28 protein-coding genes are annotated in these 26,575 nt (G+C 44.3%); 27 read left to right on the top strand and 1 reads right to left on the bottom strand.

The window, feature by feature from the left end:
* Positions 1-2: 2 nt before the first annotated feature.
* Complete coding sequence (gene priA, locus LRM48_RS00805) at positions 3-1,943, bottom strand: replication restart helicase PriA (protein ID WP_243812031.1); 1,941 nt, start codon at positions 1,941-1,943, stop codon at positions 3-5.
* Positions 1,944-1,982: 39 nt separating this feature from the next.
* Here priA and LRM48_RS00810 point away from each other — a divergent pair, with 39 nt between their 5' ends.
* From LRM48_RS00810 to LRM48_RS00940, 27 genes are all read left to right on the top strand, one after another.
* Entirely contained in the window at positions 1,983-2,642 is a 660-nt protein-coding gene (locus LRM48_RS00810) for a phosphoribosyltransferase (RefSeq protein ID WP_129632282.1), read from the top strand.
* 64 nt (positions 2,643-2,706) lie between these two features.
* Positions 2,707-3,009: an ArsR family transcriptional regulator gene (locus LRM48_RS00815; protein ID WP_129632285.1), complete on the top strand. Its 303-nt coding sequence runs from the start codon at positions 2,707-2,709 to the stop codon at positions 3,007-3,009.
* Positions 3,009-4,637 (top strand): single-stranded-DNA-specific exonuclease RecJ, encoded by a 1,629-nt coding sequence (gene recJ / locus LRM48_RS00820; protein ID WP_243812030.1) that lies wholly within the window; start codon positions 3,009-3,011, stop codon positions 4,635-4,637. The genes LRM48_RS00815 and recJ overlap by 1 nt, the downstream gene beginning before the upstream one ends.
* A 76-nt stretch (positions 4,638-4,713) precedes the next feature.
* On the top strand, positions 4,714-5,853 hold the full coding sequence (locus tag LRM48_RS00825; RefSeq protein WP_243812029.1) for an alpha/beta hydrolase: 1,140 nt from the start codon (positions 4,714-4,716) through the stop codon (positions 5,851-5,853).
* A 119-nt stretch (positions 5,854-5,972) separates the two neighbouring features.
* Positions 5,973-6,485: a hypothetical protein gene (locus LRM48_RS00830; protein ID WP_243812028.1), complete on the top strand. Its 513-nt coding sequence runs from the start codon at positions 5,973-5,975 to the stop codon at positions 6,483-6,485.
* Positions 6,486-6,529: 44 nt separating this feature from the next.
* A complete protein-coding gene (locus LRM48_RS00835; RefSeq protein WP_039326918.1) occupies positions 6,530-6,745 on the top strand; it encodes a 30S ribosomal protein S21 in 216 nt (71 codons plus the stop codon).
* Entirely contained in the window at positions 6,745-7,203 is a 459-nt protein-coding gene (locus tag LRM48_RS00840; RefSeq protein WP_243812027.1) for a GatB/YqeY domain-containing protein, read from the top strand. The genes LRM48_RS00835 and LRM48_RS00840 overlap by 1 nt, the downstream gene beginning before the upstream one ends.
* 9 nt (positions 7,204-7,212) lie before the next feature.
* Positions 7,213-7,770, top strand: coding sequence for an adenylate kinase family protein (locus LRM48_RS00845; RefSeq protein WP_129634944.1), 558 nt, complete (start codon positions 7,213-7,215; stop codon positions 7,768-7,770).
* Entirely contained in the window at positions 7,767-8,534 is a 768-nt protein-coding gene (map, locus tag LRM48_RS00850) for a type I methionyl aminopeptidase (RefSeq protein ID WP_243812026.1), read from the top strand. Before LRM48_RS00845 ends, map begins: the two co-directional genes overlap by 4 nt.
* Positions 8,535-8,581: 47 nt before the next feature.
* Entirely contained in the window at positions 8,582-9,808 is a 1,227-nt protein-coding gene (ftsA, locus tag LRM48_RS00855; protein WP_243812025.1) for a cell division protein FtsA, read from the top strand.
* A gap of 37 nt (positions 9,809-9,845) precedes the next feature.
* On the top strand, positions 9,846-11,039 hold the full coding sequence (gene ftsZ / locus LRM48_RS00860; protein ID WP_129634948.1) for a cell division protein FtsZ: 1,194 nt from the start codon (positions 9,846-9,848) through the stop codon (positions 11,037-11,039).
* A gap of 5 nt (positions 11,040-11,044) precedes the next feature.
* A complete protein-coding gene (gene nrdR, locus LRM48_RS00865) occupies positions 11,045-11,500 on the top strand; it encodes a transcriptional regulator NrdR (RefSeq protein WP_129632309.1) in 456 nt (151 codons plus the stop codon).
* Positions 11,500-11,757 (top strand): hypothetical protein, encoded by a 258-nt coding sequence (locus LRM48_RS00870; RefSeq protein ID WP_129744170.1) that lies wholly within the window; start codon positions 11,500-11,502, stop codon positions 11,755-11,757. Before nrdR ends, LRM48_RS00870 begins: the two co-directional genes overlap by 1 nt.
* Positions 11,750-12,355, top strand: a complete 606-nt coding sequence (locus LRM48_RS00875) for a vitamin K epoxide reductase family protein (protein WP_243812024.1) — start codon at positions 11,750-11,752, stop codon at positions 12,353-12,355. Before LRM48_RS00870 ends, LRM48_RS00875 begins: the two co-directional genes overlap by 8 nt.
* Before the next feature lie 108 nt (positions 12,356-12,463).
* Positions 12,464-14,707 carry an RCC1 domain-containing protein gene (locus tag LRM48_RS00880; protein WP_426303689.1) on the top strand — a complete coding sequence of 748 codons (2,244 nt, stop codon included), beginning with the start codon at positions 12,464-12,466 and terminating at the stop codon, positions 14,705-14,707.
* Positions 14,708-14,715: 8 nt separating this feature from the next.
* Complete coding sequence (locus tag LRM48_RS00885; protein ID WP_243812559.1) at positions 14,716-15,411, top strand: LPXTG cell wall anchor domain-containing protein; 696 nt, start codon at positions 14,716-14,718, stop codon at positions 15,409-15,411.
* Between the two features lie 50 nt (positions 15,412-15,461).
* Positions 15,462-16,106: a hypothetical protein gene (locus tag LRM48_RS00890; protein WP_243812558.1), complete on the top strand. Its 645-nt coding sequence runs from the start codon at positions 15,462-15,464 to the stop codon at positions 16,104-16,106.
* A 99-nt stretch (positions 16,107-16,205) separates the two neighbouring features.
* Positions 16,206-17,195, top strand: a complete 990-nt coding sequence (locus tag LRM48_RS00895) for a WxL protein peptidoglycan domain-containing protein (protein WP_243812557.1) — start codon at positions 16,206-16,208, stop codon at positions 17,193-17,195.
* Positions 17,196-17,223: 28 nt separating this feature from the next.
* Complete coding sequence (locus tag LRM48_RS00900; protein ID WP_243812556.1) at positions 17,224-17,910, top strand: LiaF transmembrane domain-containing protein; 687 nt, start codon at positions 17,224-17,226, stop codon at positions 17,908-17,910.
* A 303-nt stretch (positions 17,911-18,213) separates the two neighbouring features.
* Complete coding sequence (gene ileS, locus LRM48_RS00905; RefSeq protein ID WP_243812555.1) at positions 18,214-21,123, top strand: isoleucine--tRNA ligase; 2,910 nt, start codon at positions 18,214-18,216, stop codon at positions 21,121-21,123.
* Between the two features lie 87 nt (positions 21,124-21,210).
* The gene (locus tag LRM48_RS00910; protein WP_243812554.1) at positions 21,211-21,945 is read left to right on the top strand and encodes a hypothetical protein; all 735 of its coding nucleotides are present in this window, start codon (positions 21,211-21,213) and stop codon (positions 21,943-21,945) included.
* A gap of 125 nt (positions 21,946-22,070) precedes the next feature.
* The gene (locus LRM48_RS00915) at positions 22,071-22,259 is read left to right on the top strand and encodes a hypothetical protein (RefSeq protein WP_129744451.1); all 189 of its coding nucleotides are present in this window, start codon (positions 22,071-22,073) and stop codon (positions 22,257-22,259) included.
* A 95-nt stretch (positions 22,260-22,354) separates the two neighbouring features.
* Complete coding sequence (locus LRM48_RS00920) at positions 22,355-23,626, top strand: TIM44-like domain-containing protein (RefSeq protein ID WP_164999962.1); 1,272 nt, start codon at positions 22,355-22,357, stop codon at positions 23,624-23,626.
* A gap of 8 nt (positions 23,627-23,634) precedes the next feature.
* A complete protein-coding gene (locus LRM48_RS00925) occupies positions 23,635-24,462 on the top strand; it encodes a sugar phosphate nucleotidyltransferase (RefSeq protein WP_243812553.1) in 828 nt (275 codons plus the stop codon).
* A 69-nt stretch (positions 24,463-24,531) separates the two neighbouring features.
* The gene (gene rplU, locus LRM48_RS00930; protein WP_129632343.1) at positions 24,532-24,837 is read left to right on the top strand and encodes a 50S ribosomal protein L21; all 306 of its coding nucleotides are present in this window, start codon (positions 24,532-24,534) and stop codon (positions 24,835-24,837) included.
* A 95-nt stretch (positions 24,838-24,932) separates the two neighbouring features.
* Entirely contained in the window at positions 24,933-25,697 is a 765-nt protein-coding gene (locus tag LRM48_RS00935) for a ParA family protein (RefSeq protein ID WP_129632346.1), read from the top strand.
* Positions 25,694-26,572, top strand: coding sequence for a ParB/RepB/Spo0J family partition protein (locus LRM48_RS00940; RefSeq protein WP_129637007.1), 879 nt, complete (start codon positions 25,694-25,696; stop codon positions 26,570-26,572). Before LRM48_RS00935 ends, LRM48_RS00940 begins: the two co-directional genes overlap by 4 nt.
* The last annotated feature ends 3 nt before the right edge of the window (positions 26,573-26,575 follow it).

Raw genomic sequence — 26,575 nt, forward strand, 5'->3', positions numbered from 1 at the left:
AATTACAGTAGACTTACAGGGTCAAGCTCGTACTGCCAGTGTGACGATGGCAGGAAATTTAAGACGTCAAGAAGCTCTTGTCGTTTGGGACTTTTTACTACGATTTGCCATCGATATGTATCGCGGACGTGCTCATAAAAAGCGGGCGTTGGTCCAAAAACTTCAATGTTATCAAAATTGGATTTTAATAATTCGGACAATTTTTTCGCGTTCCTTATGGCGGCGGCTTCGGTTTTATAAACGCAAGTTAATTTTAATAGATAAGTGAAAGGTGGAAAGTTGGTTTTTTGTCGTTGAGATATGGTTCTTTGATAAAATTCTGCATAGTTTTGAGATAGTCCGTTTGTGATGGATGGGTGATTTGGCTGATACGACTGGACGACAACTTCTGTTGGTGTGCTTGACCTGCCGACGCGGCCGACGACTTGGGCGAGCAATTGAAATGTTCGTTCGGGCGATGAATAGTCAGGGAGAGAAAGTCCGGTGTCAGCCTGAACGACTCCGACGACTGTTAAATGTGGCAAATCTAGTCCTTTGGCGATAACTTGCGTGCCGATAATTATATCTATTTCGCCATTTTTCAGTTCATCATAACGCTCGTCCACGGTAGCCTTCAAATCGGTGTCTTTATCAAATCGAGCAATTTTTTTATTCGGGAATAACCTCTGTAATTCGTCTTCAATTCGCTTAGTTCCGATGCCTTTGTGGATGATGTCAGCGTTTTTACACTCAGGACAACTAGTAGGAACTTTGGTCGAAAAGCCGCAAATATGGCATGATAATTTATGGCTATCCGCGTGCAGGGTGAGCGGAATAAAACAACGTGGGCAGCCAGCCTGCCAGCCGCAGTTATCGCATAATGTGATTGATGCTGTGCCGCGTCGATTGTGAAAAATAAGAACTTGCTCATTTTTTGATAGAGCTGTGTTTATAGATTTCAGAAGCGGGTCAGAGAGGAATTGATGTTGAGTAAAATTGTTGCGCTTTGTCATGTCGACCAGCGTCACGTTAGGGGAAACGGTGTCTGGCCTTGCTGGTTTTGTCATTGTAATGATTGGTGTATTTGATTTTTTGGCAATGTAATAGTCGGCAACTGCTGGAGTAGCGCTACCTAGAATTAGCTTGCCGCGATGTTGATTTGTAAGGATTGAGGCGACGCGGAGGGCTGAATATCGAGGGGATTGCTCTTGCTTGAAGCTCGGTTCATGACACTCGTCAATTACCACAAGTCCAAGTTGTTGCACGGGCGCAAAAAGGGCAGATCGTGGACCGATGATTATTACCGGATCGTTTGAGCTAATAACTCTTTTCCAGATTGCATATCGTTGAGCTTCGGTTTGCTTGGAATGGGTAACTATGACATTTGGTAGATGAGCAGAGAACTCAGCAACTAGTTGCGAAGTCAGGGCAATTTCGGGGACTAAGATTATTGCCGATCGCTCTTCTTTTAAGGCTTGTTTTACGGCTTCTATGTATACTAGAGTTTTTCCTGAGCCAGTTACGCCGTGTAAAAGTGCCGTTCCGGAATGGAGATTTTCGATGGTCTGGAGGGCTACTTTTTGCTCATCAGTGAATACATTTTTTGTTCGATTTTCTGCTGGATTAACTGGGGTGGACTGGCTAATTGAGCGACGTTTTTTGGATAAACCGCTGGGTAAAATTGTTTGCCAGACGGTCGCTTGGTGTGTAGCGTAATATTTACTCATCCATATGGCGGTTTGAACGAGTTCGATTGGCAAGGGATATTCTTCAATGATTTTACTAATTGGCTTGACTTCAAAATCGGGCTGGCGAACTTCTTGTAGAACTACGCCAATAGCATTGATTTTACCGATTTCTATAGCAACAATCATTCCGGTCGGCAGTCTTTCCTCTGAAGAATACGTAAACGAACTTGCGTCGGCGCGGACGATTCTTGTTGGCGAAACCAAATAGTAATGCATGTTTATATTATATCGCGAAAAAAATGCTAAAATAAGCATATGTATTTTGAGAGTCGTTCGCAGGCTGGGGCAATTCTGGCTGATCAAGTGCTGGAAAAGTATCGCTATGAAAACTGCGCGGTGGTTGCAATTGGAGAAGGTGGCGTGTTGATTGGTGAGCAAATTGCAGTGAAGCTTCACTGTGTTCTCATGATGCTGCTGAGTGAAGGGATTGAGATCCCCGGGGAAAGTTTAAGCATCGGGGCGATGTCGCAGTCTGGGCAATTTACGTATAATAGCCAATTTTCTGACGGTGAAATTAATGAATATACTAGTGAATTTCACGGTTATCTGGAGGAAAAAAAGCGCGAGGCTCATCAGAAAATGAATAGGCTTTTGGGTGATGGTGGAATCATCGATAAGGATATGCTGAAGGATCGGGTGGTGATTTTGGCGAGTGATGGTTTTGGCGATGATTTGTCGGTTTTGGATGTGGCTTTAAGTTTTCTGAAGTCTGTTCGGATTGAGAAGTTGGTGATTGCGGTGCCGTTTTGTGGCGTGGCGGCGGTGGATAAATTGCATATGACGGTTGACGAAATGCATATCTTGGACGTGAAGGAGAATTTTATGGGATTAAATCATTATTACGAGGACAATACGTTGCCATCCAAAGAGGAAACGATAGCGAAAATTAACCAGGTTATTTTGAATTGGAAGTAAAAAACTTGTCGGGTGTTGTAAAATTGTGATAAACTTTAATTAAGAAAGATGCGTTAGGGAGGTTATGTTAGACGTTTTTATTACATCTAGGGTGCGGCGAAAAATTGTAGTAGTATACGCTAAGTATCCTGATTTTCACACACATGTTCGCGGATTAGCAAAGCTAATTAAGGAAGATCCTGGAAACATTCAACGAGAATTGAAGCGACTAGAAAAGGTTGGATTTTTGCAGAGTGAAAAGCAAGGTAACTCACGTACGTATTTCACTAATAAACAATTCCCAATTTTTAAGGAATTGCAAAGTATGGTGATTAAATCTCAGCAATATTCAGCGCGATCAAAGCGCGGCATGGCTGATAAAGACTAATGACATTATTTGAGAAAATTTTAGCGGCTCGAGGCTTGACTACGCGTGCGGCGCGTGAGGAATTTTTACATCCGAATTACGTGTCAGTAAAACACGATCCGTTTTTATTGCCAGATATGAGAAAAGCTGTGGACCGCTTGAAAAAGGCGCATGCTGAGGGTGAGAAAATTGTTATTTATGGCGATTACGATATTGACGGGCTGAGTGCAACGGCAATTTTATTGGATGCGTTTGGTAAGTTTGGCTTTAAGGAAGTTGGCGCATTTATTCCGAACCGGTTTGTTGAGGGCTACGGAATGACGATGGGTGCCGTTGATAAGGTGCGAAATATGGGCGCGGATTTAATTGTCACGGTTGATACGGGAAGTTTGTGTCATGCGGAAATTGAATATGCGTCGAGTTTGGGGATTGATACGGTGGTGACTGATCACCATAATGTTGCTGAGACTCCACCACCGAGTATTGCTGCGGTTAACCCTAAGTTTCCTGGTCATAAATATCCTTTCCGCGATTTGTGTGGTGCAGGTGTGGCGTTTAAACTGGTGCAAGCTCTACAAACTGAACTGAACGGGTTGCCGGATGGTTACGAGAAGTGGCTATTGGATCTGGTGGCGCTGGGGACGGTTTGCGACATAGTTACGTTGGCGGATGAAAATAGGGCGAATGTCTATTGGGGCTTGGAGGTTTTGAAAAAGCAGAGGCGTCCTGGTTTGAAGGCGTTGATGTCGGTGGCGGGAATTGATCCAGAGAAGGTTAATGCTAGACATCTGGGATTTGGTCTGGGTCCGCGAATGAACGCGGCGGGTAGGCTGGAAACGGCGCAATATGCTCTGGATATGCTGACGGCGAGTGACGGACTGGAGGCGTTGGAGGCTAGTGAAAAATTGGAAGAATTGAACATTAAGCGTCGCAGTATTCAGGACGAGATTTTTGACGAAGCTTGCCAGCAGGCGGACAATATGACTGATGATCGAGTTTTGGTAGTGAATAGTGACAATTGGAATCACGGGGTTATCGGAATTGTGGCGTCAAAGTTGGTTGAGAAATACAAAAAGCCAGTTTTTATAATTGGCGAGCGTGGCGACGAGGCTACGGGTTCGGCGCGAAGTTTTGGTGATTTTTCTGCGGCTGACGCGGTTCGTGCAGCTGACGACATCATTATTAAAGGTGGTGGCCACGGAGCGGCGGCGGGCGTGACGCTGGCGACCGAGAGAATTGACGATTTTAGGCGACGAGTGAATGAGTTTTACGATTCGCTGCAATTAAAAAATCAGGAATTATATTTGTTGCCGAGAGCTGACGTTGAGATTGACGATTTTTCGGAAATTAATGAGGAGCTGATTGATAATTTGGCGAAGATGGAGCCGTTTGGCAATGGTAACGCGGAGCCTATATTGAAAATAACTGAAGCGACGGTTTTAAATGTGAGGAGAATGGGTGCGGATGGGCAACACGTGAAATTGACCTTACGTGATAAAAATGACGTTGCGCTGCAAATGCTGGCTTTTAATGCACCAGAAGAATTTTTCCGTGAAGTGGGCGACGAAGTGTCTGCTTGGTTCCAGCCGACCGTAAATGAATGGCAGGGAATGCGATCTGTTGAGGGGCGATTATTGCATTTGGCTTAGGTGTAATAGTTGCGTTACTTAGATATATATTGTATAATAAATCCAATAGTTTAAATTTATTTGGAGTGAAGTTCTTGTGAAATCGGAAACACTTTGGGTGCCGTCATCTAAACCTACAGATTATGGCTTTGAGAATGGTCTACAGGTCGCCAAGATTGATAGCGGCTTAAGACAGGGAAAGACTATACAACTTGCTACGCAGGAAGATATGCGTCGCTTGGCTGAGGAATCTTACAATTCAAACCACATAAATAAGACTGTTGAACAACTGAGAGATCAGCGCTATATTCGTGTATTTAGTGGACTAGGCAGCGTTGGGCTTGAAGTCGCGATATTTGGTAATGAAAATGCGAATAAGATTCAGGCTGTTTTGTATGGATGGGGAGGAGATGACCATAATCCAGTCGCAATTCGAGAAGCCTCCGTTCTGGCGTGCGGAAATCCGGATACAGCTATTGTGGTTGTGAATATGCCGGGAGTGGGCAATTCTGGGATGCTGCCCGAGTCTGTTCGTAAGGAGATACGAAAGACTGGTAGCTACGATAGCTTAGGGGAATATGTTGGTCCAGTAATTGACCATGTCGCGAAAGATTTCGACGAGGTTAGTGTTGGTGGGCATTCTTTGGGTGGTCGTGTTGCGACGTCGTCAGTTGCTCACATGGAATCTAAGGTTAATGAGTTACGACTATTCGATCCGGTGGGATCGCGTAAAATGGGGGTTGTTGCTTTGGGGTGGAATTTCATAGTAAAAGAAGGCATGGAATTGATACGTTACGGCAAGAAATCATTGAGTCCAAGCGCAAAAAAACTGGGCTTGGAGTTTTTGCAGAGAGAAGATCCTAAAGTTATTGAGGAAGTTGGTAAACTCTCAGAAGAGTCAAGTGTCGAGTTTGCTTCGCCGAAACAAGGTTGGCGCCAGCAATTCCTTACTGATCCTTTTGCCTTAAGCAATGATGGCTTATTAGAAGATTTATTGAAAGCCGCGCCAAATGTCCGAAACAATATTATTATATTTGTACCCGAAGGTAGTCATTTGACTAATATGCGTGACGTGGCTCGCATTGTCGGTATTGTGAATGGTGAGCCTAAGTCGACAAGTGCTGAAGTCGGACTGTATGGAATTTTGAACAACCACACTCACAATGTCATGAACGACCCTACTGCGTTAGCGATTGTGTATGGCGCTGGCACTAAAGATCTCGCCTTGTCCGCCTAAAGCTTGCAGGGTGATTATTGCATTTGGCTTAGGTGTAATAGTTTCATTACTTGTAGAGTAGTGTATTATAGTGTAGTAATACTTTTTAAGTAGAGGGTGATTTTAGGAGTTGTGGTAATATGAGAAACTATGAAAATTTTACTGAAATTGGGCGTGGAGAAGGTTTGACGGAAGGTGAGTTGCGAACAATGGGTGCGTTAGCAATGAAAGCAACTGAAGAGCTTAAAAAAACTACCATTAGGAAAGAGGCTGTCTTATTAGGGAGCGTTCCATTTGGTTCTTGGGACGAATTCGCAAAAGCTGCACAAGAAATGGCTGCACATAGTTATGAGCCTATTCCAGTTAAAATTAATACAAAAAGGCTTATAGCAACAGCATCCCTAGATGATGGAGGAGAGATGTCTGTAGAAGAGCGTTCCGTACCTGAGGAGGTGTTTATAGACTTGTCAAGAACGAGGTGTGTTGTGGATGCGGATAGAAGTCATAAGTCGTATAAATTCACGTGCCCAGTACTTGAGAAATTTCCAGATGGAGAGCTCTACCCAATACGCGAGGTGTATGTTATATCGGCAATAGATGTTAACGGTAGCCAAGAAGTGGATTTCAAGATTATTTATGGCAACCTTAACTAAACCTAGTTGGCAAATAGTTTCTTATCTGTTATAATGTTTGCAGTATGGTACAAGTAACACGTAAAGATCAGAAGGAAGCGAACGAAAATATCATTCGTCGTTTCAACCGCAGGGTTTTGCAAAGCGGTGTTTTGGCTCGAGCTAAGAGCGTTATGCGTTTTGAAAAACCAATTTCAAAGACCGAGCGTCGTAAAAAAGCTATTATTCGCCGCGAGCGACGAGCTGAAAAAACGGCAAAAATGCGCCTAGGGGTGCGTTAATGTCTGCGCTAAAAGAGCGCATTACTAGTGAAATGAAAGCCGCTCTATTGAGCGGCGATCGTTTTCGTGGTGATGTTTTGCGTAATCTAAAGGCAGCAATCTTAAACGAAGAAGTTTCTTTGGGTAAGCGAGAAGACGGCTTGGATGATGCTGAGATTGAAAAAGTCGTTGCTCAAGAAGTGAAAAAGCGCGTCGAAAGTGCGGATTTATATCGAAAGAATGACCGTGCGGAATTGGCGGAACCTGAAGAAAAAGAAGCGGAAATTTTACGAGAATTTTTGCCAGAGCAACTTGGCGAGGCGGAAATCTCGAAGATTGTAGAAGAAGTTATTGCGGGTATGAACGATGTCTCAATTCAGAAAATGGGACAAGTTATTGGCGCGGTAAAAGGTAAGGTCGGCAATGCTGCGGATGGCGCGTTGGTGGCAAAAATTGTTAAAGAAAAACTCACAAAATAGGAGGAAAAAATGATTGTATTTTTTGGGCCGGCGGGTGCTGGTAAGAGTGTGCAGGGGCAGATTTTAGCGGCACGACATGGTTGGCGTTGGCTTAGTGCCGGGCAACTGTTGCGCGATACTCACGATGGCGAATTGATTCATCGTATGCAATCTGGCGAACTAGTGCCGATGGAAACTATCAACGGTTTGATGGGCGAAGCTCTTAATAAAGCTAAGGATATTAATGGTGTAATTTTGGACGGCTATCCAAGGCAATTAGAACAAGCTAAATGGCTGATTGAGTCGCGTTCACATCACGGAAAAGATGTTAAGTTGGTGATTGTGTTGGAAGTTCCGCGCGATGAAATTTTGGAGCGTTTGAGAGTCCGTGGTCGAGTTGACGACACACCTGAAGCAATTGACAAACGGCTCAGTATTTATCGAGGTGAAATTTACCCGATTCTGGATTATTTGAATGACAATGGTGTTCCAATTGTACATATGAGCGGAGTTGGAACTGTCGGGCAAGTTCATGATGAAATCGAGAGAGAGCTGGTTAGCCGCGGCATTGTTGAGGGTGTAAAATGAGCCAATTGATCACCGGAGAAAAAACGCCGCAACAGATGAAAGATATGCACGAGTGCGGCAAGATGCTTGCGACAATTTACGATGAATTGAAAAAATCCGTAACGGCTGGAATGAGTGAACTGGACGCTAATGATTTTGTAGCCAAGCGAATTAAAGATTTTGGCGCAGAGGCGACTTATCTTACGGACGAAGTGAAATTCCCGGGAGTGATTTGTATATCGACGAACGAGCAATTGGTGCACTCTTTCCCGACCGAATATGTTTTTGAAAAGGGTGACGTGGTCAGTTTCGATTTGGTAATTGGCTATCGTGGAATGAAGACGGATAGCGCTTTTACTATGGTTGTCGATGAAGAACCTAAGGGCGCGAAGAAACATTTATTGCATGCAACAGAACAGAGTTTATATGCGGGAATTGACGCGATAACTGGCGATGGAACGCGAGTTGGCGATATTTCAGCGGGAGTAGAAGCTGTATTGAAGAAGGCTAAACTTGGTATAATCCGTGAACTAGTTGGTCATGGCGTGGGGCTGAGTATGCATATGGAGCCAGAAATTCCGAATTACGGCAGGCGAGGAACTGGTCCGATGTTGCACGCTGGTGACACAATTGCAATTGAACCGATGGCAAGCCTAGGCGGTGAGAAAATTATTACCGACAGCGACGGCTGGACAATTAGTATGAAAGACGGCAGTTTGGGTGCGCATTTTGAGCATACGGTATTAATTACCGAAACTGGCGCTGAAATTCTGACAAAGCTTTAGGCTAATTCACTTGCCAAATTATAGACATAACCTGTATAATAGAGCTTATGCAGGAGCAATCTCGATATGTGGTAGGAATTGATATTGGCACAAAAAACGTGCGCTGTGTCGTTGGTTATATTGACGCAGAAAATGGTGCGCCAAAAATTGTTGGCGTCGGTGAAGCGCCGAATAGCGGAATGCGAAAGGGAACCGTAACGAATTTGAGCGGTCCAGCTGAAGCTATTGATAAGGCTTTGGAACCGGCCGAGCGAATGAGCGGTCATCAGATTAACGCAGCCACATTGAGTATTAACGGATCTCATTTATTAAGTACAAAAGCCGACGGAATGATTACCGTTGGAACCGTTAATAATGAAGTTACGCACGATGATATATTAAGGCTGGAGGAAGTTGCTACAACTGGAAAAGTGCCACAAAATAGAGAGATTTTAGATATTATTGCGCACGCGTATAGACTGGATGGTCAAGATAATATTAAAGATCCAATTGGTATGACTGGCGCGCGTCTGGAAATTAGAGCGAATGTCGTGTCTGGTTTGGTCCCTCACATTACTAATCTACAGAAGTCGGCGGAAATGGCTAAGGTTGAGGCTGTATCTGTTGTTCCGTCAGTTTTGGCGGCAGCTCAATCCGTTCTTACGGAAAGTCAGCGCGAAAACGGCGTTGCGGTGATTGATTTTGGTGCGGCAACTACAGGAATTGCTATTTATGAAGAGGGCGATTTGCAACATCTGGCGGTTATCCCAATGGGCGGTCAGAACGTAACGAACGATTTGGCTATTGGACTTAGGACGGATCCGGAAATTGCGGAAGTTGTGAAATTGGCGCATGCGAGATTTGGCGGTGAGACTTTGGGTGAAGTTGAAACGAAGGTTGAAAAGCAGACGTATAAGTTTAACCAAGAAGAAATTGACGAGATTGTTCAAGCGCGATATGAAGAGATTTTTGAGGCGATTGCTAAAGAACTGAAGCGAGCTGGACGATTAGGAAAGCTACCGAGCGGCGTTGTGCTGGTTGGCGGCGCGGCGAAAGTGAAGGGTGTGGTAGAGTTTACGAAAGATCAATTGAGCGTGGCGGCACGCTTGGGTGTTCCGGCTGGCTATAGCGGAGTTAGCGATGAAGTGAAGGGCGCAGAATTTTCGACTGCGGTTGGTCTGATGTTGATTGATTCTATGGGCATTTCGCAGCAGGTAAGGCCGATAGTTGGTGCAAATGATGTCACTAAAAAAGCTGGCGGTTTACTTAAAAATATTTTCGCTAGATTTAAATAAATGATATACTTTATGTAAGGATTAAGAGAGGGAATATATGCCGCAAATACAACCAAGTGAAGTTCAAACATTTGCCAGCATAAAGGTCGTCGGTGTCGGCGGCGCTGGTGGCTCAGCTATTAACCGAATGAAAGACGCTGGTCTAACTGGCGTTCAATTTATCGCTATGAATACGGACGCTCAGGCGTTGCACAATTCGAAGGCTGACATAAAGATTCATCTTGGTCGTGACGCAACTAATGGTTTGGGTGCTGGTGCTGATCCTACTGTTGGTGAGGCTGCAGCTAATGAATCCCGTGACGAAATTAGGGAAGCGCTAGAAGGCGCGGACATGGTATTTGTAACAATTGGTGCTGGTGGCGGAACTGGTTCTGGTGCTGGTTATGTTGTGGCAGAAGTGGCGCGCGAGCTTGGTATTTTGGTAGTTGGCGTGGCAACTCGACCGTTTAGCTTTGAAGGCGAGAAGCGTCGAGTAAATGCAGATTGGGCGATTTCTCACTTGGGACGCGAGGTTGATACCTTGATTACTATTCCAAATGACAGATTATTGCAGACGATTGATCGCCGAACGCCGCTACTGGAAACATTTAAGATTGCCGATGATGTTTTGAGGCAGGGTGTTCAGGGTATTTCTGAACTGATTACTGAGCATGGTTTGATTAACCTTGACTTTGCTGATGTTAAGGCAATTATGAGTAATGCCGGTTCAGCTTTGATGGGAATTGGGCGAGCGAGCGGTGATGACCGAGCGGTTCAGGCGGCGCAGCAAGCTATTGAAAGTCCTCTAATTGAGGTGTCGATTGATGGCGCCAAGGGTGTGTTGTTCAATGTAACTGGCGGCTATGACATGAGTATGGCGGAAATTCAGGAAGCCGCAGAAATTATTACTAGCGCTGTTAGTCCGAATGCCAACATTATTTTTGGTGCGACTTTGAAGCCGGAAATGGAAGACGAGCTGGTTATTACGGTGATTGCGACAGGATTTGATAGTGATACATTCCGTCAGCAGGAAGTTAGCTTGACTGTAGGTGACGACACAAAACCTGCCGAGACAGAAGTTGATGACGAAATGGTTAAAAATATTGACCTAGAGTTGGACAAGGAAGAATCTGCCGAAAGTTTTGCGACTGAGCCAGAAACTAATATTTGGGAAAATCCAACAGTTGAAGCTGACGACGATGAGGACGATACGCCGGCATTTCTGAGGCGACGAAAGAAGAATAAGGAGTAGATAAAATGGTGTTTAATATCGGCAATAGTCGCGTTATTGAATCACGCGAAGTTTCTGACGGTGCCGCAATTCGACGTCGCAGGGAAACTCCAGATGGCAAGCGATTTACTACGTATGAGCGAGTTGAAAAGCCGAATCTAGCGGTGATAAAGAAAAATGGTGATCGTGAGCTGTTTGACCGGGTGAAGTTGGCGAATTCGACGCGCCGTTCGGTCGGAAAATTCTTTAAGTCTGACGAGGAAGTTGATAATATCATTACAGCGGTTGAAGATTCTTTATACGCGCTGGGCGAATCGGAAGTTACGTCAAAACAGATTGGCGATCAAGTTTTGGACGAGTTAGAAAAGCGCAATGAAGTGGCGTATGTTCGTTTCGCCAGTGTTTTTTACGAGTTTAAGACACTGGATGATTTTGTGGAGATTTTAGCAAAGCGACGCAGTAAGGGCGAGCGGGAATTGTAATGCGAGTAGTTGTGATTTATCGTTCGGAAAGCGATTATGCGCGCCAAGTTTCAGACTTTTTGCGTGATTTTAGCCGACAAACTGGTCGGGTTTTAGAGGAAATGAGTCCTGATTCTGCAGAAGGTAATAATTTTTGCGAAGTGTATGATATTGTGGAGTATCCAACAATTATCGCGCTGAGTGACAGTGGTCAATTGCAAAACCTCTGGCGCGGCTTGCCGCTGCCAACAATTAGCGAAGTGAGTTTTTATGTTTAAGTTTTTTGCTCAATGGTTTTCTAAACAAGATAAGCGTCAAAAAATTGCTGAAATCTCACTACTGACGGGCGCAGGAGTTGGTTTACTGGCGTCATTTATCCTGTCTATCGAAACATTGGTTCTGGCAAAAACTCCAAATACAGTCCTGGGGTGTGATTTAAATGCGGTGATCAGCTGTAGCAGTGTGGCCCAGCATTGGTCTGCGTCGCTGCTTGGTTTTCCAAATGCCTTTATTGGCCTTATGGCTTTGCCTGTTATGGTGACAATTGCAGTGGCGTTGCTGGCTGGCACTAAGTTTCCGCGCCGGTTTATGTTTGCGGCGCAGATTGGCGTCAGTGTTGGGTTTATTTTTGCGTTATGGATGTTCTATATGAGTTTTGTGGAAATCGGGGTGTTGTGTCCTTGGTGTCTAACACTTGATGTTGGCATGTTGCTAATTTTTGGCGGCATGACAAGATACAATATCCTAACTGGGGTTATCACTGGAAAAAAAGTAAAAAAATTTGTTCAAAATGATTATGACATAGTTCTACTGGCAACAATCATCGCTTTGGCTGTTGTTATGATTTTGGCAAAATTTGGTGATCAATTATTATAAGAATTTTTATGTTATATTAAAAAACTTATGCTATAATGATAACCACAAGTTAATTATTAATAAAAATAGTAGAAGTCGAAGGTGCATCTTAATACGATGATGTCGGAAATGAATAAAAACCAAAGATTAATGATCAATCAGCGGCGATTTGCTGGTCCTCGGCTTGTTTTGTTTGCCAGCTTCATGATCTGTGTGGTCGTTGGCATATTCTTTACGGTTGGAAATCTATTGACTCGTCAGGGTAGTGCGACGGTGATGGGAGATATGGAATGGTCATTTAGTCAATTTACTTCTAACGGCGGCTACACCTGCGCCCTCACCACCACTGGTCAGGCCTACTGCTGGGGGCTGAATAACCAAGGTCAACTAGGCAACAACTCCACCACCAACTCCCGCATCCCAGTCGCCGTCCAAATGCCAGCCGGCGTCAGTTTCCAGTCCATTACCGCTGGCAGCCTCCACACCTGCGCCCTCACCACCGAAGGCAAAGCCTACTGTTGGGGATATGGTGGTAGTGGTCAACTAGGCAACAACTCGACTACTGCCTCCCGCATCCCAGTCGCCGTCCAAATGCCAGCCGGCGTCAGTTTCCAGTCCATTACCGCTGGCAGCCTCCACACCTGCGCCCTCACCACCACTGGTCAGGCCTACTGCTGGGGACAGGGTAGTAGTGGTCGATTAGGCAACAACTCGACTACTGACTCCCGCTTCCCAGTCGCCGTCCAAATGCCAGCCGGCGTCAGTTTCCAGTCCATTACCGCTAACAACGTCCACACCTGCGCCCTCACCACCGAAGGCAAAGCCTACTGTTGGGGATATGGTGGTAGTGGTCAACTAGGCAACAACTCGACTACTGCCTCCCGCATCCCAGTCGCCGTCCAAATGCCAGCCGGCGTCAGTTTCCAGTCCATTGCTGTCGGCTATTACCACACCTGCGCCCTCACCACCACTGGTCAGGCCTACTGCTGGGGACAGGGTAGTAGTGGTCGATTAGGCAACAACTCGACTACTGACTCCCGCATCCCAGTCGCCGTCCAAATGCCAGCCGGCGTCAGTTTCCAGTCCATTACCGCTGGCAGCCTCCACACCTGCGCCCTCACCGCCGAAGGCAAAGCCTACTGCTGGGGACAGGGTAGTAGTGGTCAACTAGGCAACAACTCGACTACCGATTCGTCAATCCCGTTGGCAGTTAGTTCAGTTGGCGTTAATGTGCCAGTTGAGCAATCAGCTAGTCGGTTATATAAATGGAACAATGCCGTTCAGCCAGGAACGCCATTGGCTGCAACCAATGCGGTGGCCACTTTACCAGAAGTTGGCAGTTCGTTCCGGATTAGGGTGGGTCTGACGGCGGACGGCAATAAAACTCTTCAAAACACCACAGTTCCTCCTGGCAACATGAAACTTCGCGCTCAATATGCCAAGAAAACTGCCGCCAGTTGTAGTGCTGTGCCGTCTGGTGATTGGCAAAATATTACTACAAACTCCAGTCTGCGTTATGCTGCCACTGGTCCAGCGCATCAAACAGCCATTAGTGCTATCTCTGACAATCCAGTGCTGCCCACCAACAGCCACAATTACGTCCACCAATCGATTGTTCGTCCAACAACTGATTCATCGTTAACTTTTACTAATTATCAAGGCATTGAGTCAGGGCAGACTGGTTTATGGGACCTTGTCTTGGCAGATAATGGCTTGGAACAAAACACCAGCTATTGTGTCCGTGTGGTAACCGACACGACTGCCGCTCCTGGATCTAGTATTGACAGCTACACAACGTATCCAGAATTTAAGACCGCTCCTGGGTCGTTAGACATTCGTTTTAGGGATAATGCTGGCACTACGGTCGCGAATCCTGTCACGAATTTTGATAATTCCATTATTGGTAGCAGTAGTGTAATTACCAGCGCCCTCTTGTCCAACTCAAGCTCGAAACAAATTGAAGTTACGAATACACAGACCAGCTCTGGGTGGAGCGTTGTGTTGTCGGCATCTGACGGTGTGACCGCCAAGTGGAAGCGAACTGGCGGCACAGAATCGTATATGTTCAACGGCACTAATGGTGATCAGGGATTTCTGTCTGTTAATTTTGGGACATCATCTGTCTTAGCTTCGGGCAATTCATTGAGCGGTTCAACTTGTCAAACATCAGGAATATCAAAGGGTGTTGATTCTCAATTTAAGGTGGGGACTGCTACGGCTAACGGCGTTACATTGATGAGCAGCAGTGGATCAACTGGTCAATTGGGATGCGCATTTTTGCTACAGAATGTTCGATTAAATCAGACTATTCCAGCATATCAAAAACCAGGAACTTATGAATTGCCAATGACATTAACGGTAACAGCGCAGTAAGGTTGAGTATGAAAAATAGAGTAAAAAAATTATTCATCGCCATAACAATACTAGCTACTTTGAGTAGTCCTTATTCGGCTCTTGCGGATTCGTCGGCTAATTCTAATTTGTCGCAAGTGATCACTGATTGTACTCATGATTCTCTGGAAAATGGTAGCCAGATGAATGAGTCAATTTGTCCGATTTTTCTGCCAAAATTCTCTAAATTTGATTTGGTAAATGGGAAAGATTTGTTGGTATATGGTGTTTATGATGCGGTACATACAATAGCTGATCCCGCGACAGGACAGCACGATTTGAAGGTTGAGTTTAATGGTCGGACTTTTGTTTTGGGACGGGATAGCGAGCTTAAAGTTAACGGAAATATATGGGTGTTGGATTTTTCAAATTGGCAGAATAATCATCCGGGTGATAATTTTATGCCGCCAGTTCCAGAACATACCTATAACGGTCGTGTTACGACTAAGCTGAAGGATAATGCAACATCCCCAGAAGTAGTGCGGATTGCTGATTTTTCATTTACGACTCCGAAAAAGACCACTGAAGATGTTATTGTTATTCCAAAGATTGTTAAAGAGATAAGTAAGGCTTTGGCTAATACGGGAATTAATTTATGGATGATTATGGCTGCTGGTATTGGTGTAATTGTTGCGGCGTTCATTATGTTATTTATTGTTAAAAAACAGAAAAAGAGGGATGAATGAAAAAATAATCATAATAAGTTATAATGTAATAAATTAAGTAAGGAGAAAAAATGAAAAAGTTAACGTTGTTGATCGTTGCGAGCGTAGGCGTGGTCGGTCTATTGGGGTTGTATAATATGACAAACCCTTCTGTAGCTAATGCCGCAACTACTGCTAACTCTAAACTCTCTCAGACAATTAATCCTGGAGTTTTGAGTACTGATATCCGTGATTCAACGAATTCCTTAGTTAATAATCCAACATTCGCTATGGGCGCTACGACAGTGTCATCTTCATTAGGATCGGGAACTGGTGTTTTTGGGAATAACGACAATCGAATTTATGCCGAAAACCCAGGTGCCGCAGATAATGGCTGGACGTTGACGCTAAACGTAGCGACCCCAGGAACTGGTGTTTGGTCTGCTGGCGGTGGAAAACAGTATAAATACAACGGAACTATTAACGAGGGTCGCCTAACAGTTAATCCAGCTGGCGGTACAGTTACCCCTGTAATTGGTGCAGCTGCAGGTATTACCAAGGGTACTTCTACGACCTTTTCTGGTACTAGTCCTGTAACACTAATGAGCGCTTCAGCGACTGCTAGTAAAGTATGGGCTGGATATATAACTAATACCTCATTAGCCCAAACCATCCCAGCTGGTCAGGCAGCAGGTACATACGTATTGCCAATGGTTCAGACAATCACAGCTCTTTAGTGGACTAAATTATTAAGCGAGAATAGGCATTCTGATGAGTGTCTATTCTTTTATGTGTGACATTGATATAATAAGCATAATAGGTTTTTAAGGAGGGATATGAAGAATTCGTTGAGGGGTAAGATTATTGGAGCGGTGATGATTGCGGGGCTGATTTTGCCTGTGTCAGTGTCTGCTAATGGCATTGGTGGTCGACCAGCAAATCCTGATCCGAATAATCCCAGGACAAGTTCAATTTTCATCTATAATCTTTCTGGTGGCGATTCGAAATCTGACCAATTGTATGTTCAAAACGGGTCTGATAAAGAAGAGACAATTGAAGTTTATTCGGTTGACGGTACAGTTACGACGACTGGTGATATGACTTGCAAGGAGAAGTCGGAGGATAAAGTTGGTGCGGGCAAATGGGTTTCTGTCTCTAAAAAAGAGGTGACTCTTGGTGCGAACGAAAACGCGCTTGTTGATTTTACGGTAAATGTTCCAAGTAAAGCAGATGTTGGCGAGCATAATGCATGTATGGTTGTTCAGCGGAAGGTTAAGCAGGCGTCAAATAATGCTGGCGGCATTCAAGTTCAGACTCGTCAGGCTATCCGTATGGCGATAACCGTTCCTGGTGATATTCACCGCGACGTGACGATTGAGAAGTTTAATGTTAAGAATTCTAACAGTAGTCAATTGTATGAAATTGCCTTAAAAAATTCTGGCAATGTGTCGGCTGATGTTGACGTAAAGCTGGTCGTGAAAGACCCGATGGGAAATGTTGTATATAAAAACGGTGGCGTGAATGCAACGATTGCGAATGAAACGCGGCAGTTTAATTTTGATAGCAATTTGGCGCCGTTTTGGGGCGGAAAATATAAGGTAGAGCTGTCGATTTCCTATAAAAAGAAGGCTGGCGAGTGGGGAATTAGCCAGGACAAAAATGAGCTAATCACAAAAACCGCCGAATCAAAAGAATTGTTCTTCTGGCCATCAACTACAGCGTTAATGATGATTGGCGGTGGAATACTTTTGTTCATTATTTTGATAGTGATAATTGTTATAAAATCAAAGCGGAACAAAAAAACTGTTCAATTTAAAAAGCGTTGAGTTTATAAAAAAGTGATAGAATAGTTATATGAAGAAAAGTTCTCTGATTAGAGCGTTTTTGAGCATTGTAGTCGTGGCGCTCGGCGGGGTTTTATTATTGAAGAACCTCGATATCATCAACATTAGCTGGGATATTTTCTGGGGTACGGTTTGGGCTGCAGGATTTGTGTTGTCTGGGCTGGTGAATATATTCAATTATCGAAATAAAACGGCGTGGATTTGGGGATTATTGCTGGTTGCGATTGGCGTTCTGATTGGCTTAAATTCTTACGGAATAGTTGATGTTAGTATCTGGAAGGTATTTTGGCCTGTAGTTTTGATTGCTGTTGGTTTGGCAATGATGTTTAATACTAGTCCTAAGAGCGTTAAGCGTTCTAAAAAGCTGGATAAAGACGGTGCCTCTAATGAGAAGATTTCTTGTTTTTGGAGTGAAGAAGACGCTGTAAAAGGTGATTATACTGGCGGTTCGTTGGTTGCCACATTTGGTGGCGTGGATTTGGATCTGCGTCAAGCAAAGATTAAAGACGGTTCTGTAATTGAAATTTTTACATTTTGCGGTGGTATTAATATTACTTTGCCAGACGATGTGATTGTTAAGAACGAAGTGCGCGGATTTTTGGGCGGAACTGATGATAAAACTCTACCTAAAGATTCTGCCAAAAAGACTCTATATCTGAAGGGTGAGTGTATTTTAGGCGGTCTGGAAATTAAATAAAGTTCTTGGGATTTTGACGAAAACGCGCTACAATAACAGTAGGGCGTTTTCACGTATGTTGAATTGGCGTGAAATGAGCGGTTATCAGCCGTGAAGTCTGCGGGAAGAAATTGGCATAAAGTCGAGATTAGAACCTGCCGTGAGCTTGCGTAAATAGCAAATAAAGAGCTGAAAGAATCACTTCTTTTGGAATCGAGATGGTACCGTCCGCATAAAACACCCAAGCGGATTCTCGAAGTCAAAAGAGGTGATTTTTAATTGAAAATAATTGTCGAAGGTCTAAAAAATAAAGGAGGCAATATAATGAAATTCAAACATGGAACACGTCGTCGAGCTGCAGAATATGAGAAAGATTGGGTGCAGCGATGGAAAGAGGATGATACATTTAACAAGTCAATCGCGCAGCGTCCTGCTGATAATTCTTGGGTTTTTTATGACGGTCCTCCGTTTTTGACAGGAACGCCGCACCACGGACACTTGTTGGTTAGCACGGTGAAGGATACGATGGGACGATTTCACACGATGAAAGGTCAGCGAGTTGAGCGCCGTTGGGGCTGGGATTGTCATGGGCTGCCAGCAGAGGTTTACGTTGAAAAAACGCTAGGCATTTCTAACAAAAAAGAGATTGGCACGAAGATTAGCGTTTCAGATTACGTGAAGGAATGTCGAGCGGCTATGGTTCGAACTGGCACCGAGTGGGAAGACACGATTGAGAGAATTGGTCGCTGGGTTGAGTTTAAGGGCGCTTATAAAACCATGGATAATAATTACATGGAATCTGTTTGGTGGGCGTTCAAGAGACTTTACGAAGAAGGCAAAATTTACGAAGGTGAAAAGATTTTGATCTACTGCACAAAGGACGCAACACCAATTTCCAAGAGTGAAGTGGCTATGGAAAATAGTTATCAAATGGACACTGATCCGAGTTTGTTCGTTTACTTTAAGCTGGAAGATGAAGATGAGTATTTGCTTGCATGGACGACGACTCCGTGGACTTTGCCGGCAAATATGGTTTTGGCGGTAAATCAAGATGTCGATTATTCTTTGGTGGAGTACGGCGATAAAAAGTTTTACGTTGCGAGCGACCGTGTTGAGAAAGTTATGACGGATGAAAAGCACCAGCCGCTGGAATATTCAATTGTTAAGACGATTAAAGGTTCTGAATTGGTGGGTAAAAGATTCGAGCCGCTATTCGAAAATCGCGGTCCGGCTGCGCATAAGATTCTTCACGCCGATTTCGTGACAACTGAGGATGGTACAGGAATTGTTCATGTCGCGCCAGCTTACGGTGAGGACGATTATGAATTGTGCCGAAAAAATGACGTTCCGATGCTGTCGTTGGTTGATGGCGATGGAAATTATACGGAAGGCAGATGGCTGGGTCGCAACATTTGGGAGGCGAATAAGGAAATAGCGAAGACTTTATTAGAAGAAGGTCGGGCGCTGAAAATTGAATATATTCGCCACGAATATCCGCATTGTCATCGATGTGGCACGAAATTGATGTACCGCGCTCATCCGAGTTGGTTTATGGATATTCAGAGTCAGAAAAAGGAAATGTTGGAGGCGAACGAGCAGACAAGCTGGACGCCAGACAATTTGAGAACTGGACGATTCCACAATATCATCGAGCAGGCGCCGGATTGGAATTTGAGCCGCGATCGTTACTGGGCAACACCAATTCCAGTGTGGAAGGGTGTGAAAAATGATGGCACGGAAGTGGTGAAGGTGATTGGTAGCTTTGCGGAATTTGAAGAAGTTACGGGTCGCAAGCTGGATGATTATCATTTGCCACAAGTTATGGACGTTACGTTTGAGTGCGACGGCGCAGAAATGCATCATATTGGTAAGGTTTTGGACTGTTGGTTTGAATCTGGTTCGATGCCGTTTGCTCAGTTCCATTATCCATTTGAGAACAAGGAAAAATTTGAAGCAAGTTTTCCTGCCGATTTCATCATTGAGGCGATTGACCAGACGCGCGGCTGGTTCTATAGCTTAACGGCGGTAAACGTGGCTTTGTTTGGTAAATCTCCGTGGAAGAATTTGATTTGTACTGGATTTATCAATGCTGCCGACGGTAAAAAAATGAGCAAGAAGCTAAAGAATTATACCGATCCGATGGAACTTATGAACAAGACTTCGGCTGACAGTTTCCGATTCTTGATGCTTTCAAGTCCGCTAACGAACGGCGAAAATTTTGCCTTGGCGGATAAGGACGTGATGGATGTAGCGCGCAAGCTTGGTATGATCTGGAATATGTACGATTTCTTCACGATGTATGCTGAAGTTGACGGCTGGGAGTTTAACGGCGATATATCAGATCCGCTTCACGATTTAACAAATCCGTTGGATATTTGGATTGTGTCGAGGTTGCATCAATTGATAACAGAGGTCGAGCGAGGTCTTAATAACTATAATTTGCAGGACGCAACCAAGCCGATCTTGCCGTTCTTAGACGACGCAAGTAACTGGTATGTTCGACGCAGTCGTCGCCGCTTCTGGAAATCTGAAGATGACGGTGATAAAAATGACGCTTACCGCACGCTCCATTACGTTTTGGTGCGACTCAGCTATATGCTAGCGCCGTTTACGCCATTCTTAGCGGAAGAATTGTACCATAATTTGACGGGCGATAACGAGTCGATTCATCTTAAAGATTGGTTGCCGGCTGGTGAAATAGATAATTCAATGCTACGCGACATGAATGCACTGCGTACTGCGGTGAATGACGGCTTGTCGAAGCGCGCATCAGAGGGAATTAAAGTGCGTCAGCCGTTGGCGTCTGTGAAACTTGTCAACACTATTTCTCAGGATACGCCAGCGGAAGTTGCGCAGTTCTTGATTGATATCGCTAAAGATGAATTGAACGTGAAATCGGTTGAAATTGTTACAGAGTCAGAGTCTGAGTCGGCGCAACCGAGTGTTGTTTATGACTTAACAATCACTCCTGAATTAAAGCGTGAAGGTTTGATGCGCGAAATCGTTCGCCACGTCCAAAGCGCACGCAAGCAGGCTGGTCTGCAGATAGATGATCGAATTGTACTGAGTATCTCCAGTGACGATTCTGAAATATCTCAAGCTGTTAACGCTTTCGCTGACGTCATTAAATCTGAAACGCTCGCCGTGGAATTGAATTTTGTGATCAATGAATCGGAAAAATATGACGCCAAAATCGAGGGTAAATTGGTAGAAATTTCCCTAAAAAAGGCGTAAAAAACTAAGTTATAACGTCTATGCTTGCAAAAGTCAAGGGCAGCTAGTATAACAAGTTCATAGCATAATAATTTGAAAGGATAAGCTATGATTAACTTGATTAAGGCTGGAGCTATCGCTGCATTGGCTACCGTTGGCGTAATATTCGGCAATGTAACCGCGTCTGCATTAGAAGCTAATCCGCCAGCTGCACCAAAAATAACAATTTCCACCGCTCAGTATAAAGGTGAGAAAAATATAATTAAGTTCGAGGGCGTTGCGAACGACCACTATCGATTCGTGCTAACGAATGGCACAAATAAGATTCAGCTGAAAAGTCCTATTCGTCAAGAATTGATGCAGGGCAGTGAACTGTCGATTGAGGATTTGGTGAAGAAGTATTACTCAAGTTCTGCCGATTCAATCCCATACGATATTCCTATTTCAATTGACACATACTGGTTCGACAAAGAAGGTAATTACGATAACTCATTGCGCCAAACTGTCGCATTGACTGTTGGTGGTAATCTGACAAAGGCTGTGAAGTTGAGCCAGACATCGGCAACATTGAAAAACCCAGAAAGTTTGCCGGAAGCTCCTGCTAATCCAGATCCAGCTACTCCAGAAAATCCAGTAAACCCTGAAGCTTCAACTGAATCGGAAAACGTTAATATAGCGACTACTCCAGTTCTAGTAGAATCAACCTCAGTTCCAGCTTCTCCACGCAAAGAAGCTAAGCCTACCGAGACTTTAGCTGAAACTGGCGCGAGTGTATACTCAGTTATTGCCGCTGCTATTACGGCAATTACCGCTGGCGGTGCTGCAATTATTAAGCGATCGTAATTTTGTAGATTCTCATAAGAATTTCAGTAAAAAATATCCTCCTCTTCATGGGGAGGATATTCTATTGACTTTTAACCGTACTTATGCTAATATATCACTGTTAATTGATAAAAATAAAAAAAGTTATGCAAAATTTATTCAACAAATTATTCGGTAGTAAAATAGGGTTTTCGCCAATCGACCCGCTGGCGGATGGGCTTGCTGAGGAAATTATTAAAGAGCAGCGGGAGCCGCAGGCGATTCGTCTGGATGCCGACGATATAGAGGATATTCGTAAGTTTTGGTCTCGTGCGGATGGCGATTTTGACAGATAATAGTGTATAATTAGCTCATGTTAATTGAGTCTTTAATGTTTTTTGCTCGAGCCGGCGGAGGAGGGTCGGGCTCTTCTGGGGGATCCTTAATTTTGATGCTACCCGCAGCTGTATCGGGCGGTGTGGCAGGCTTTGTAAAAAGGAAGACTAGATCAAAAATAGCAGGCTTCTTGGTGGGCGTTGCTGTTGGACTAGTTTTTAGCTTACTGTATTTAGCCGACTTAATGTGGTTCATATGTGCAGTTATTTCTACTTTTGTGGGGGCCGCTATCTCTGTATTTGTTGATAAGCTCAAAGTATTTCGCCAAAATAGTGAGGCGGCTACTAATACAGTTCACCAAGCTTCCTCCGCTGATTCGTTATGGCAGCCAGATAATCTTACTAATTACGCTAGGCAAGTTTTCGAGAGGTTTCAGTATGATTGGAGTAACTTAGATTATGAGTCAATTCATAAGTACACGACACAGAGATATTCAAATCACATTGGACTAGTAATGCAGGCTTTGCGTCAAATGGGTCGTAGGAATGTCGTCGATAACGTGCGGATAAATGAGGCCATTTTTGCTGACGCGCATGACGATGCTAATAATCAAAGCGATCGGGTGAGTGTAGCATTTTTGGCGGAAGCAGACGATAGGCTGGAGGAGGTTGCTACAGGTAAGAAAATCCGAAGTGCTAACGAAGAATTTGCAGAGAAGTGGAACTTTGTTCGTGAAGGCAATGAGTGGAAATTAGATGGCATAAATCAGCCAACTGAAGATGTAAGTACGTTGATTGGCTCACTCAATAAGTTTGCCGAAGATAACGGTATGTATTTTAGCCTGGATTGGGGTAGGCTACTTCTTCCGAAGGGTGGTAACTTATTTTTGCCGCGCTATTTTAACTCTGCTGACGTAAATAACCACGTTATTGGTGTTTGGGATGGTGGCATTCTTGTTCAGCTTTATACTTGTGTGCTTAAAAATGGCAATGGATTTACGGACGAGGGTAAAAACAAAGATGAGGTTAACTATCTTATCGGTCAGATTATGCTGCCCAAATCTTACGGTGGAATTTTGGTCGACAGGGATGATAATAGCATTTTTAGGAAGCGCGTGATAGCTCCGTTTGGATACAAAAAAGTCAAAATGGAGTGGGGTGATTTTAATAAACGCTATACCATTTTTGCCACAAACGAAGATCAGGCGGCGAGCTTTGAGTTATTAAATCCGAGTTTTATGGCATGGCTATATGACCAGGATATAAAAGCTAACATTGAAGTGATGGATAATATAGTTATTCTATATGCCCGGGTTTCTTCTGATGAAAAACGCTATGCGGAAATGTTGGAGATTTTAAGAAGAGCTCACAAAGAGCTGAAAATGTAGGAGGTGCTATGATTACTAAAGCTATTATTCCGGTCGCTGGTTGGGGAACGCGAATGCTGCCGATTACCAAATCTATCGAAAAGTGTATGTTGCCAGTTGGTACTCGTCCAGTGATTGATTATATTGTGCAAGATGTTGTGCGAGCGGGCGTGAAGGATATTTACTTCGTAGTTGGTGAGCAGAGTACGCAGGTGCAGAGCTATTATCGATCGAATATTCAATTGAACGATTATTTACGTCGAGCGGGCAAGCAGGACAAGCTTCCTCTGGTGGCGCCACTTCGCGACGTCCGAATACATTTTTTAACTCAGCCGGGAACTGGTGGTTACGGCACAAGCATTCCAGTTGGTCTGGCGAGCGAATTTATCGAACAGGGCGAGTCGGCTTTTGTGATTATGGGTGATCAATTCTTTTGGCGTGACGATGGCGGCTCGAATGCGGCAGATTTGGCGGAGTTGGTGGAGTCGCGCGGATTGTCGGCTGGGCTATTGGGAAATCCCGTCGAAGAGGAATTTATTCCACAAACAGGAATTATTGAAACTGACGATCAGGGCAATTTTGTGCGAATAATTGAAAAGCCAAAATTGGAAGAAGCTCCAAGTAACCTCAGTAATTCAAGTTTTTACGTCTTGAACAAAGAGATTTTCGAGTTGGCGCGAACTTTGCCGGCGAATCCTAAGAGAGGCGAGTTTGAGCTAACGGACGCGATTAATGCGTACATCGATGGCGGCGGCGTGATTGTTGTCGGCGAAGCTAAGGGAGAATATATGGAATGCGGCTCACCGAGCGGTTGGTTGAAGGCGAATAACACCATGGCGAAAAACGCTACTTGCTAACTGTACTTGATTTTATTGCTAGTTTTTGATAGAATTATTAGAGTTAATTCATAATAATTAAGGAACGAAATGAAAGCAGTCGTAAAAATCTCTGGCAAACAATATCTTGTCAGTGAAAAAGAGTCCCTCTTGGTGGATCTCCTCCCTGAAGGCACAAAAGAACTCACTCTCGACGCACTTTTAGTGATTGATGGTGATAAAATTAAGGTTGGTACGCCAACTGTAAAAGGATCTAGCGTTAAAGCTAAGGTCGTAGAAGCGGAAGTTAAGGGCGACAAGCTTCGCGTTATCCGCTACAAGAGTAAGAAGCGTGTACATAAAGAAACTGGTCATCGCCAGAAGTACACGAAGATTGAAATTACGTCAATTAAATAATCTGAAGAGCCGCTTTCGCAAAGGAAGCGGTTTTTTGATGTCTGTTATTTATGTTCTGCTCATGCTATAATTAAGGCAGGTAAAAAGGGGAACGAATGACAAAAATCATTGCGGTGACAAATCAAAAAGGTGGCGTCGGCAAAACAACGACGTCGATTAACGTGGCGTATTTTTTGGCAAAAGCTGGCAAGAAAACATTGTTGGTGGATTTTGATCCACAGGGTAATGCTACCAGTGGACTTGGAATAGATAAACAGAATTTGGGCGCAACAATATCAGAGGTGATTATGCGACAAATTGACCTGGCGAATATCATATTGCCGACGGAATATAAAAACTTATCAATCGCTCCAGCCACACCTCATTTGGCGAATACAGAAGTGGAGTTGGCGCAGGCGCAGGGAAGGTTTGTTCGCTTACGAGAAGCTTTACAAAAGGCGACGGATTACGACTATATTATTATTGACAGTCCGCCGAGCTTGAGTTTGTTGACGGTCAACGGTATGATTGCCGCTAATTACGTATTGCTTCCAGTTCAGGCGGAATTTTATGCTCTGGAAGGGTTGGGGCAGCTTTTGGAAAGTATGAAATTGATAAAGAAGGGGCTTAATCCACCTCTGGAATTATTGGGCGTTTTATTGACGATGATGGATTCCAGGACTACATTATCTGGGCAAGTTCACGCTGAGGTTAAAAAATATTTTCCAGATAAGATTTTCAAGAATAGCATTCCGCGAAATATTCGCTTGGCTGAAGCCCCTAGCCATGGCGCGCCAGTTGGAGCATACGATCGTTTCTCAAAAGGTTCTCGGGCTTATAAGGCGCTAACGAAAGAAATTATAGAGAGGGTGGAACGATGAAAAAAGGTTTAGGTAGAGGTTTTGGGTCATTGATTCCAACCAATTTGATCGATGAAACGTTCGATCCGACAGCGCAACAGGACGTGAAAGTTTCTCATTTGAGAGATATTGCTATTGATCAAGTTGTCCCAGATCCAGATCAGCCGCGTCGTTTTTTTGATGAGAATGCTTTGAATGAGTTGACGGAATCGGTGCGCGAGCACGGCGTGGTTCAGCCGATTGTTGTGACGCCAAAAGGCGATAAATATCTGATAGTGGCGGGCGAGCGACGCTGGCGTGCGGCGAATAGGGCGAATTTAACAGAGGTGCCGTGTATCGTCAGGAGTATGAGCGATCAAAATCGCCTGGAGGTCTCTTTGATTGAAAACTTGCAACGACATGATTTGAATGCGCTTGAAACTGCGACTGCTTATCAAAAATTGCGCGATCAATTCAATATGACGCTGGAGGAAATTGGCAAGCGTTTGGGCGGCAAATCTATAAGTGCGGTCAGTAATACGTTGAGGCTACTGAAATTGCCGAAGTCTGTGCAGCAGGCGTTGTTTGAGGGGCGATTAAATGAAGGGCAAGCAAGGCCTCTAATCGGTTTGCCTGATGACGCCGCGGAAGATATTATGGAGCGAGCTATTCGCGAGGAGTGGTCAGCACGACGAATTGAACAAGTGGTGACGTTATGGAAGCAGGCGAAGGCTAGTCCAATAGAGAACAAACGCCGCCCAGCAGATATGCCTCACGCAGATGCTGTTGAAAGTCTTTCAAAGCGATTCGGCACAGGTGTGAAAATTCGTACAAACGGCCGTGGAGCTGGTCAGATTAGTATCAAGTTTAAGGATAATCTTGAATTTGAACGAATAAGAGAATTGCTCGAAAAGTAATTT

Source organism: Candidatus Nanosynbacter sp. TM7-008 (assembly GCF_022828245.2).
Lineage (GTDB): Bacteria > Patescibacteriota > Saccharimonadia > Saccharimonadales > Saccharimonadaceae > Nanosynbacter.

Coding starts and splice junctions, on each gene's coding strand:
- priA (WP_243812031.1), bottom strand. CDS start 1,943: ATGCATTACTATTTGGTTTCGCCAACAAGAATCGTCCGCGCCGACGCA.
- LRM48_RS00810 (WP_129632282.1), top strand. CDS start 1,983: ATGTATTTTGAGAGTCGTTCGCAGGCTGGGGCAATTCTGGCTGATCAA.
- LRM48_RS00815 (WP_129632285.1), top strand. CDS start 2,707: ATGTTAGACGTTTTTATTACATCTAGGGTGCGGCGAAAAATTGTAGTA.
- recJ (WP_243812030.1), top strand. CDS start 3,009: ATGACATTATTTGAGAAAATTTTAGCGGCTCGAGGCTTGACTACGCGT.
- LRM48_RS00830 (WP_243812028.1), top strand. CDS start 5,973: ATGAGAAACTATGAAAATTTTACTGAAATTGGGCGTGGAGAAGGTTTG.
- LRM48_RS00835 (WP_039326918.1), top strand. CDS start 6,530: ATGGTACAAGTAACACGTAAAGATCAGAAGGAAGCGAACGAAAATATC.
- LRM48_RS00840 (WP_243812027.1), top strand. CDS start 6,745: ATGTCTGCGCTAAAAGAGCGCATTACTAGTGAAATGAAAGCCGCTCTA.
- LRM48_RS00845 (WP_129634944.1), top strand. CDS start 7,213: ATGATTGTATTTTTTGGGCCGGCGGGTGCTGGTAAGAGTGTGCAGGGG.
- map (WP_243812026.1), top strand. CDS start 7,767: ATGAGCCAATTGATCACCGGAGAAAAAACGCCGCAACAGATGAAAGAT.
- ftsA (WP_243812025.1), top strand. CDS start 8,582: ATGCAGGAGCAATCTCGATATGTGGTAGGAATTGATATTGGCACAAAA.
- ftsZ (WP_129634948.1), top strand. CDS start 9,846: ATGCCGCAAATACAACCAAGTGAAGTTCAAACATTTGCCAGCATAAAG.
- nrdR (WP_129632309.1), top strand. CDS start 11,045: ATGGTGTTTAATATCGGCAATAGTCGCGTTATTGAATCACGCGAAGTT.
- LRM48_RS00870 (WP_129744170.1), top strand. CDS start 11,500: ATGCGAGTAGTTGTGATTTATCGTTCGGAAAGCGATTATGCGCGCCAA.
- LRM48_RS00875 (WP_243812024.1), top strand. CDS start 11,750: ATGTTTAAGTTTTTTGCTCAATGGTTTTCTAAACAAGATAAGCGTCAA.
- LRM48_RS00880 (WP_426303689.1), top strand. CDS start 12,464: ATGAATAAAAACCAAAGATTAATGATCAATCAGCGGCGATTTGCTGGT.
- LRM48_RS00885 (WP_243812559.1), top strand. CDS start 14,716: ATGAAAAATAGAGTAAAAAAATTATTCATCGCCATAACAATACTAGCT.
- LRM48_RS00890 (WP_243812558.1), top strand. CDS start 15,462: ATGAAAAAGTTAACGTTGTTGATCGTTGCGAGCGTAGGCGTGGTCGGT.
- LRM48_RS00895 (WP_243812557.1), top strand. CDS start 16,206: ATGAAGAATTCGTTGAGGGGTAAGATTATTGGAGCGGTGATGATTGCG.
- LRM48_RS00900 (WP_243812556.1), top strand. CDS start 17,224: ATGAAGAAAAGTTCTCTGATTAGAGCGTTTTTGAGCATTGTAGTCGTG.
- ileS (WP_243812555.1), top strand. CDS start 18,214: ATGAAATTCAAACATGGAACACGTCGTCGAGCTGCAGAATATGAGAAA.
- LRM48_RS00910 (WP_243812554.1), top strand. CDS start 21,211: ATGATTAACTTGATTAAGGCTGGAGCTATCGCTGCATTGGCTACCGTT.
- LRM48_RS00915 (WP_129744451.1), top strand. CDS start 22,071: ATGCAAAATTTATTCAACAAATTATTCGGTAGTAAAATAGGGTTTTCG.
- LRM48_RS00920 (WP_164999962.1), top strand. CDS start 22,355: ATGCTACCCGCAGCTGTATCGGGCGGTGTGGCAGGCTTTGTAAAAAGG.
- LRM48_RS00925 (WP_243812553.1), top strand. CDS start 23,635: ATGATTACTAAAGCTATTATTCCGGTCGCTGGTTGGGGAACGCGAATG.
- rplU (WP_129632343.1), top strand. CDS start 24,532: ATGAAAGCAGTCGTAAAAATCTCTGGCAAACAATATCTTGTCAGTGAA.
- LRM48_RS00935 (WP_129632346.1), top strand. CDS start 24,933: ATGACAAAAATCATTGCGGTGACAAATCAAAAAGGTGGCGTCGGCAAA.
- LRM48_RS00940 (WP_129637007.1), top strand. CDS start 25,694: ATGAAAAAAGGTTTAGGTAGAGGTTTTGGGTCATTGATTCCAACCAAT.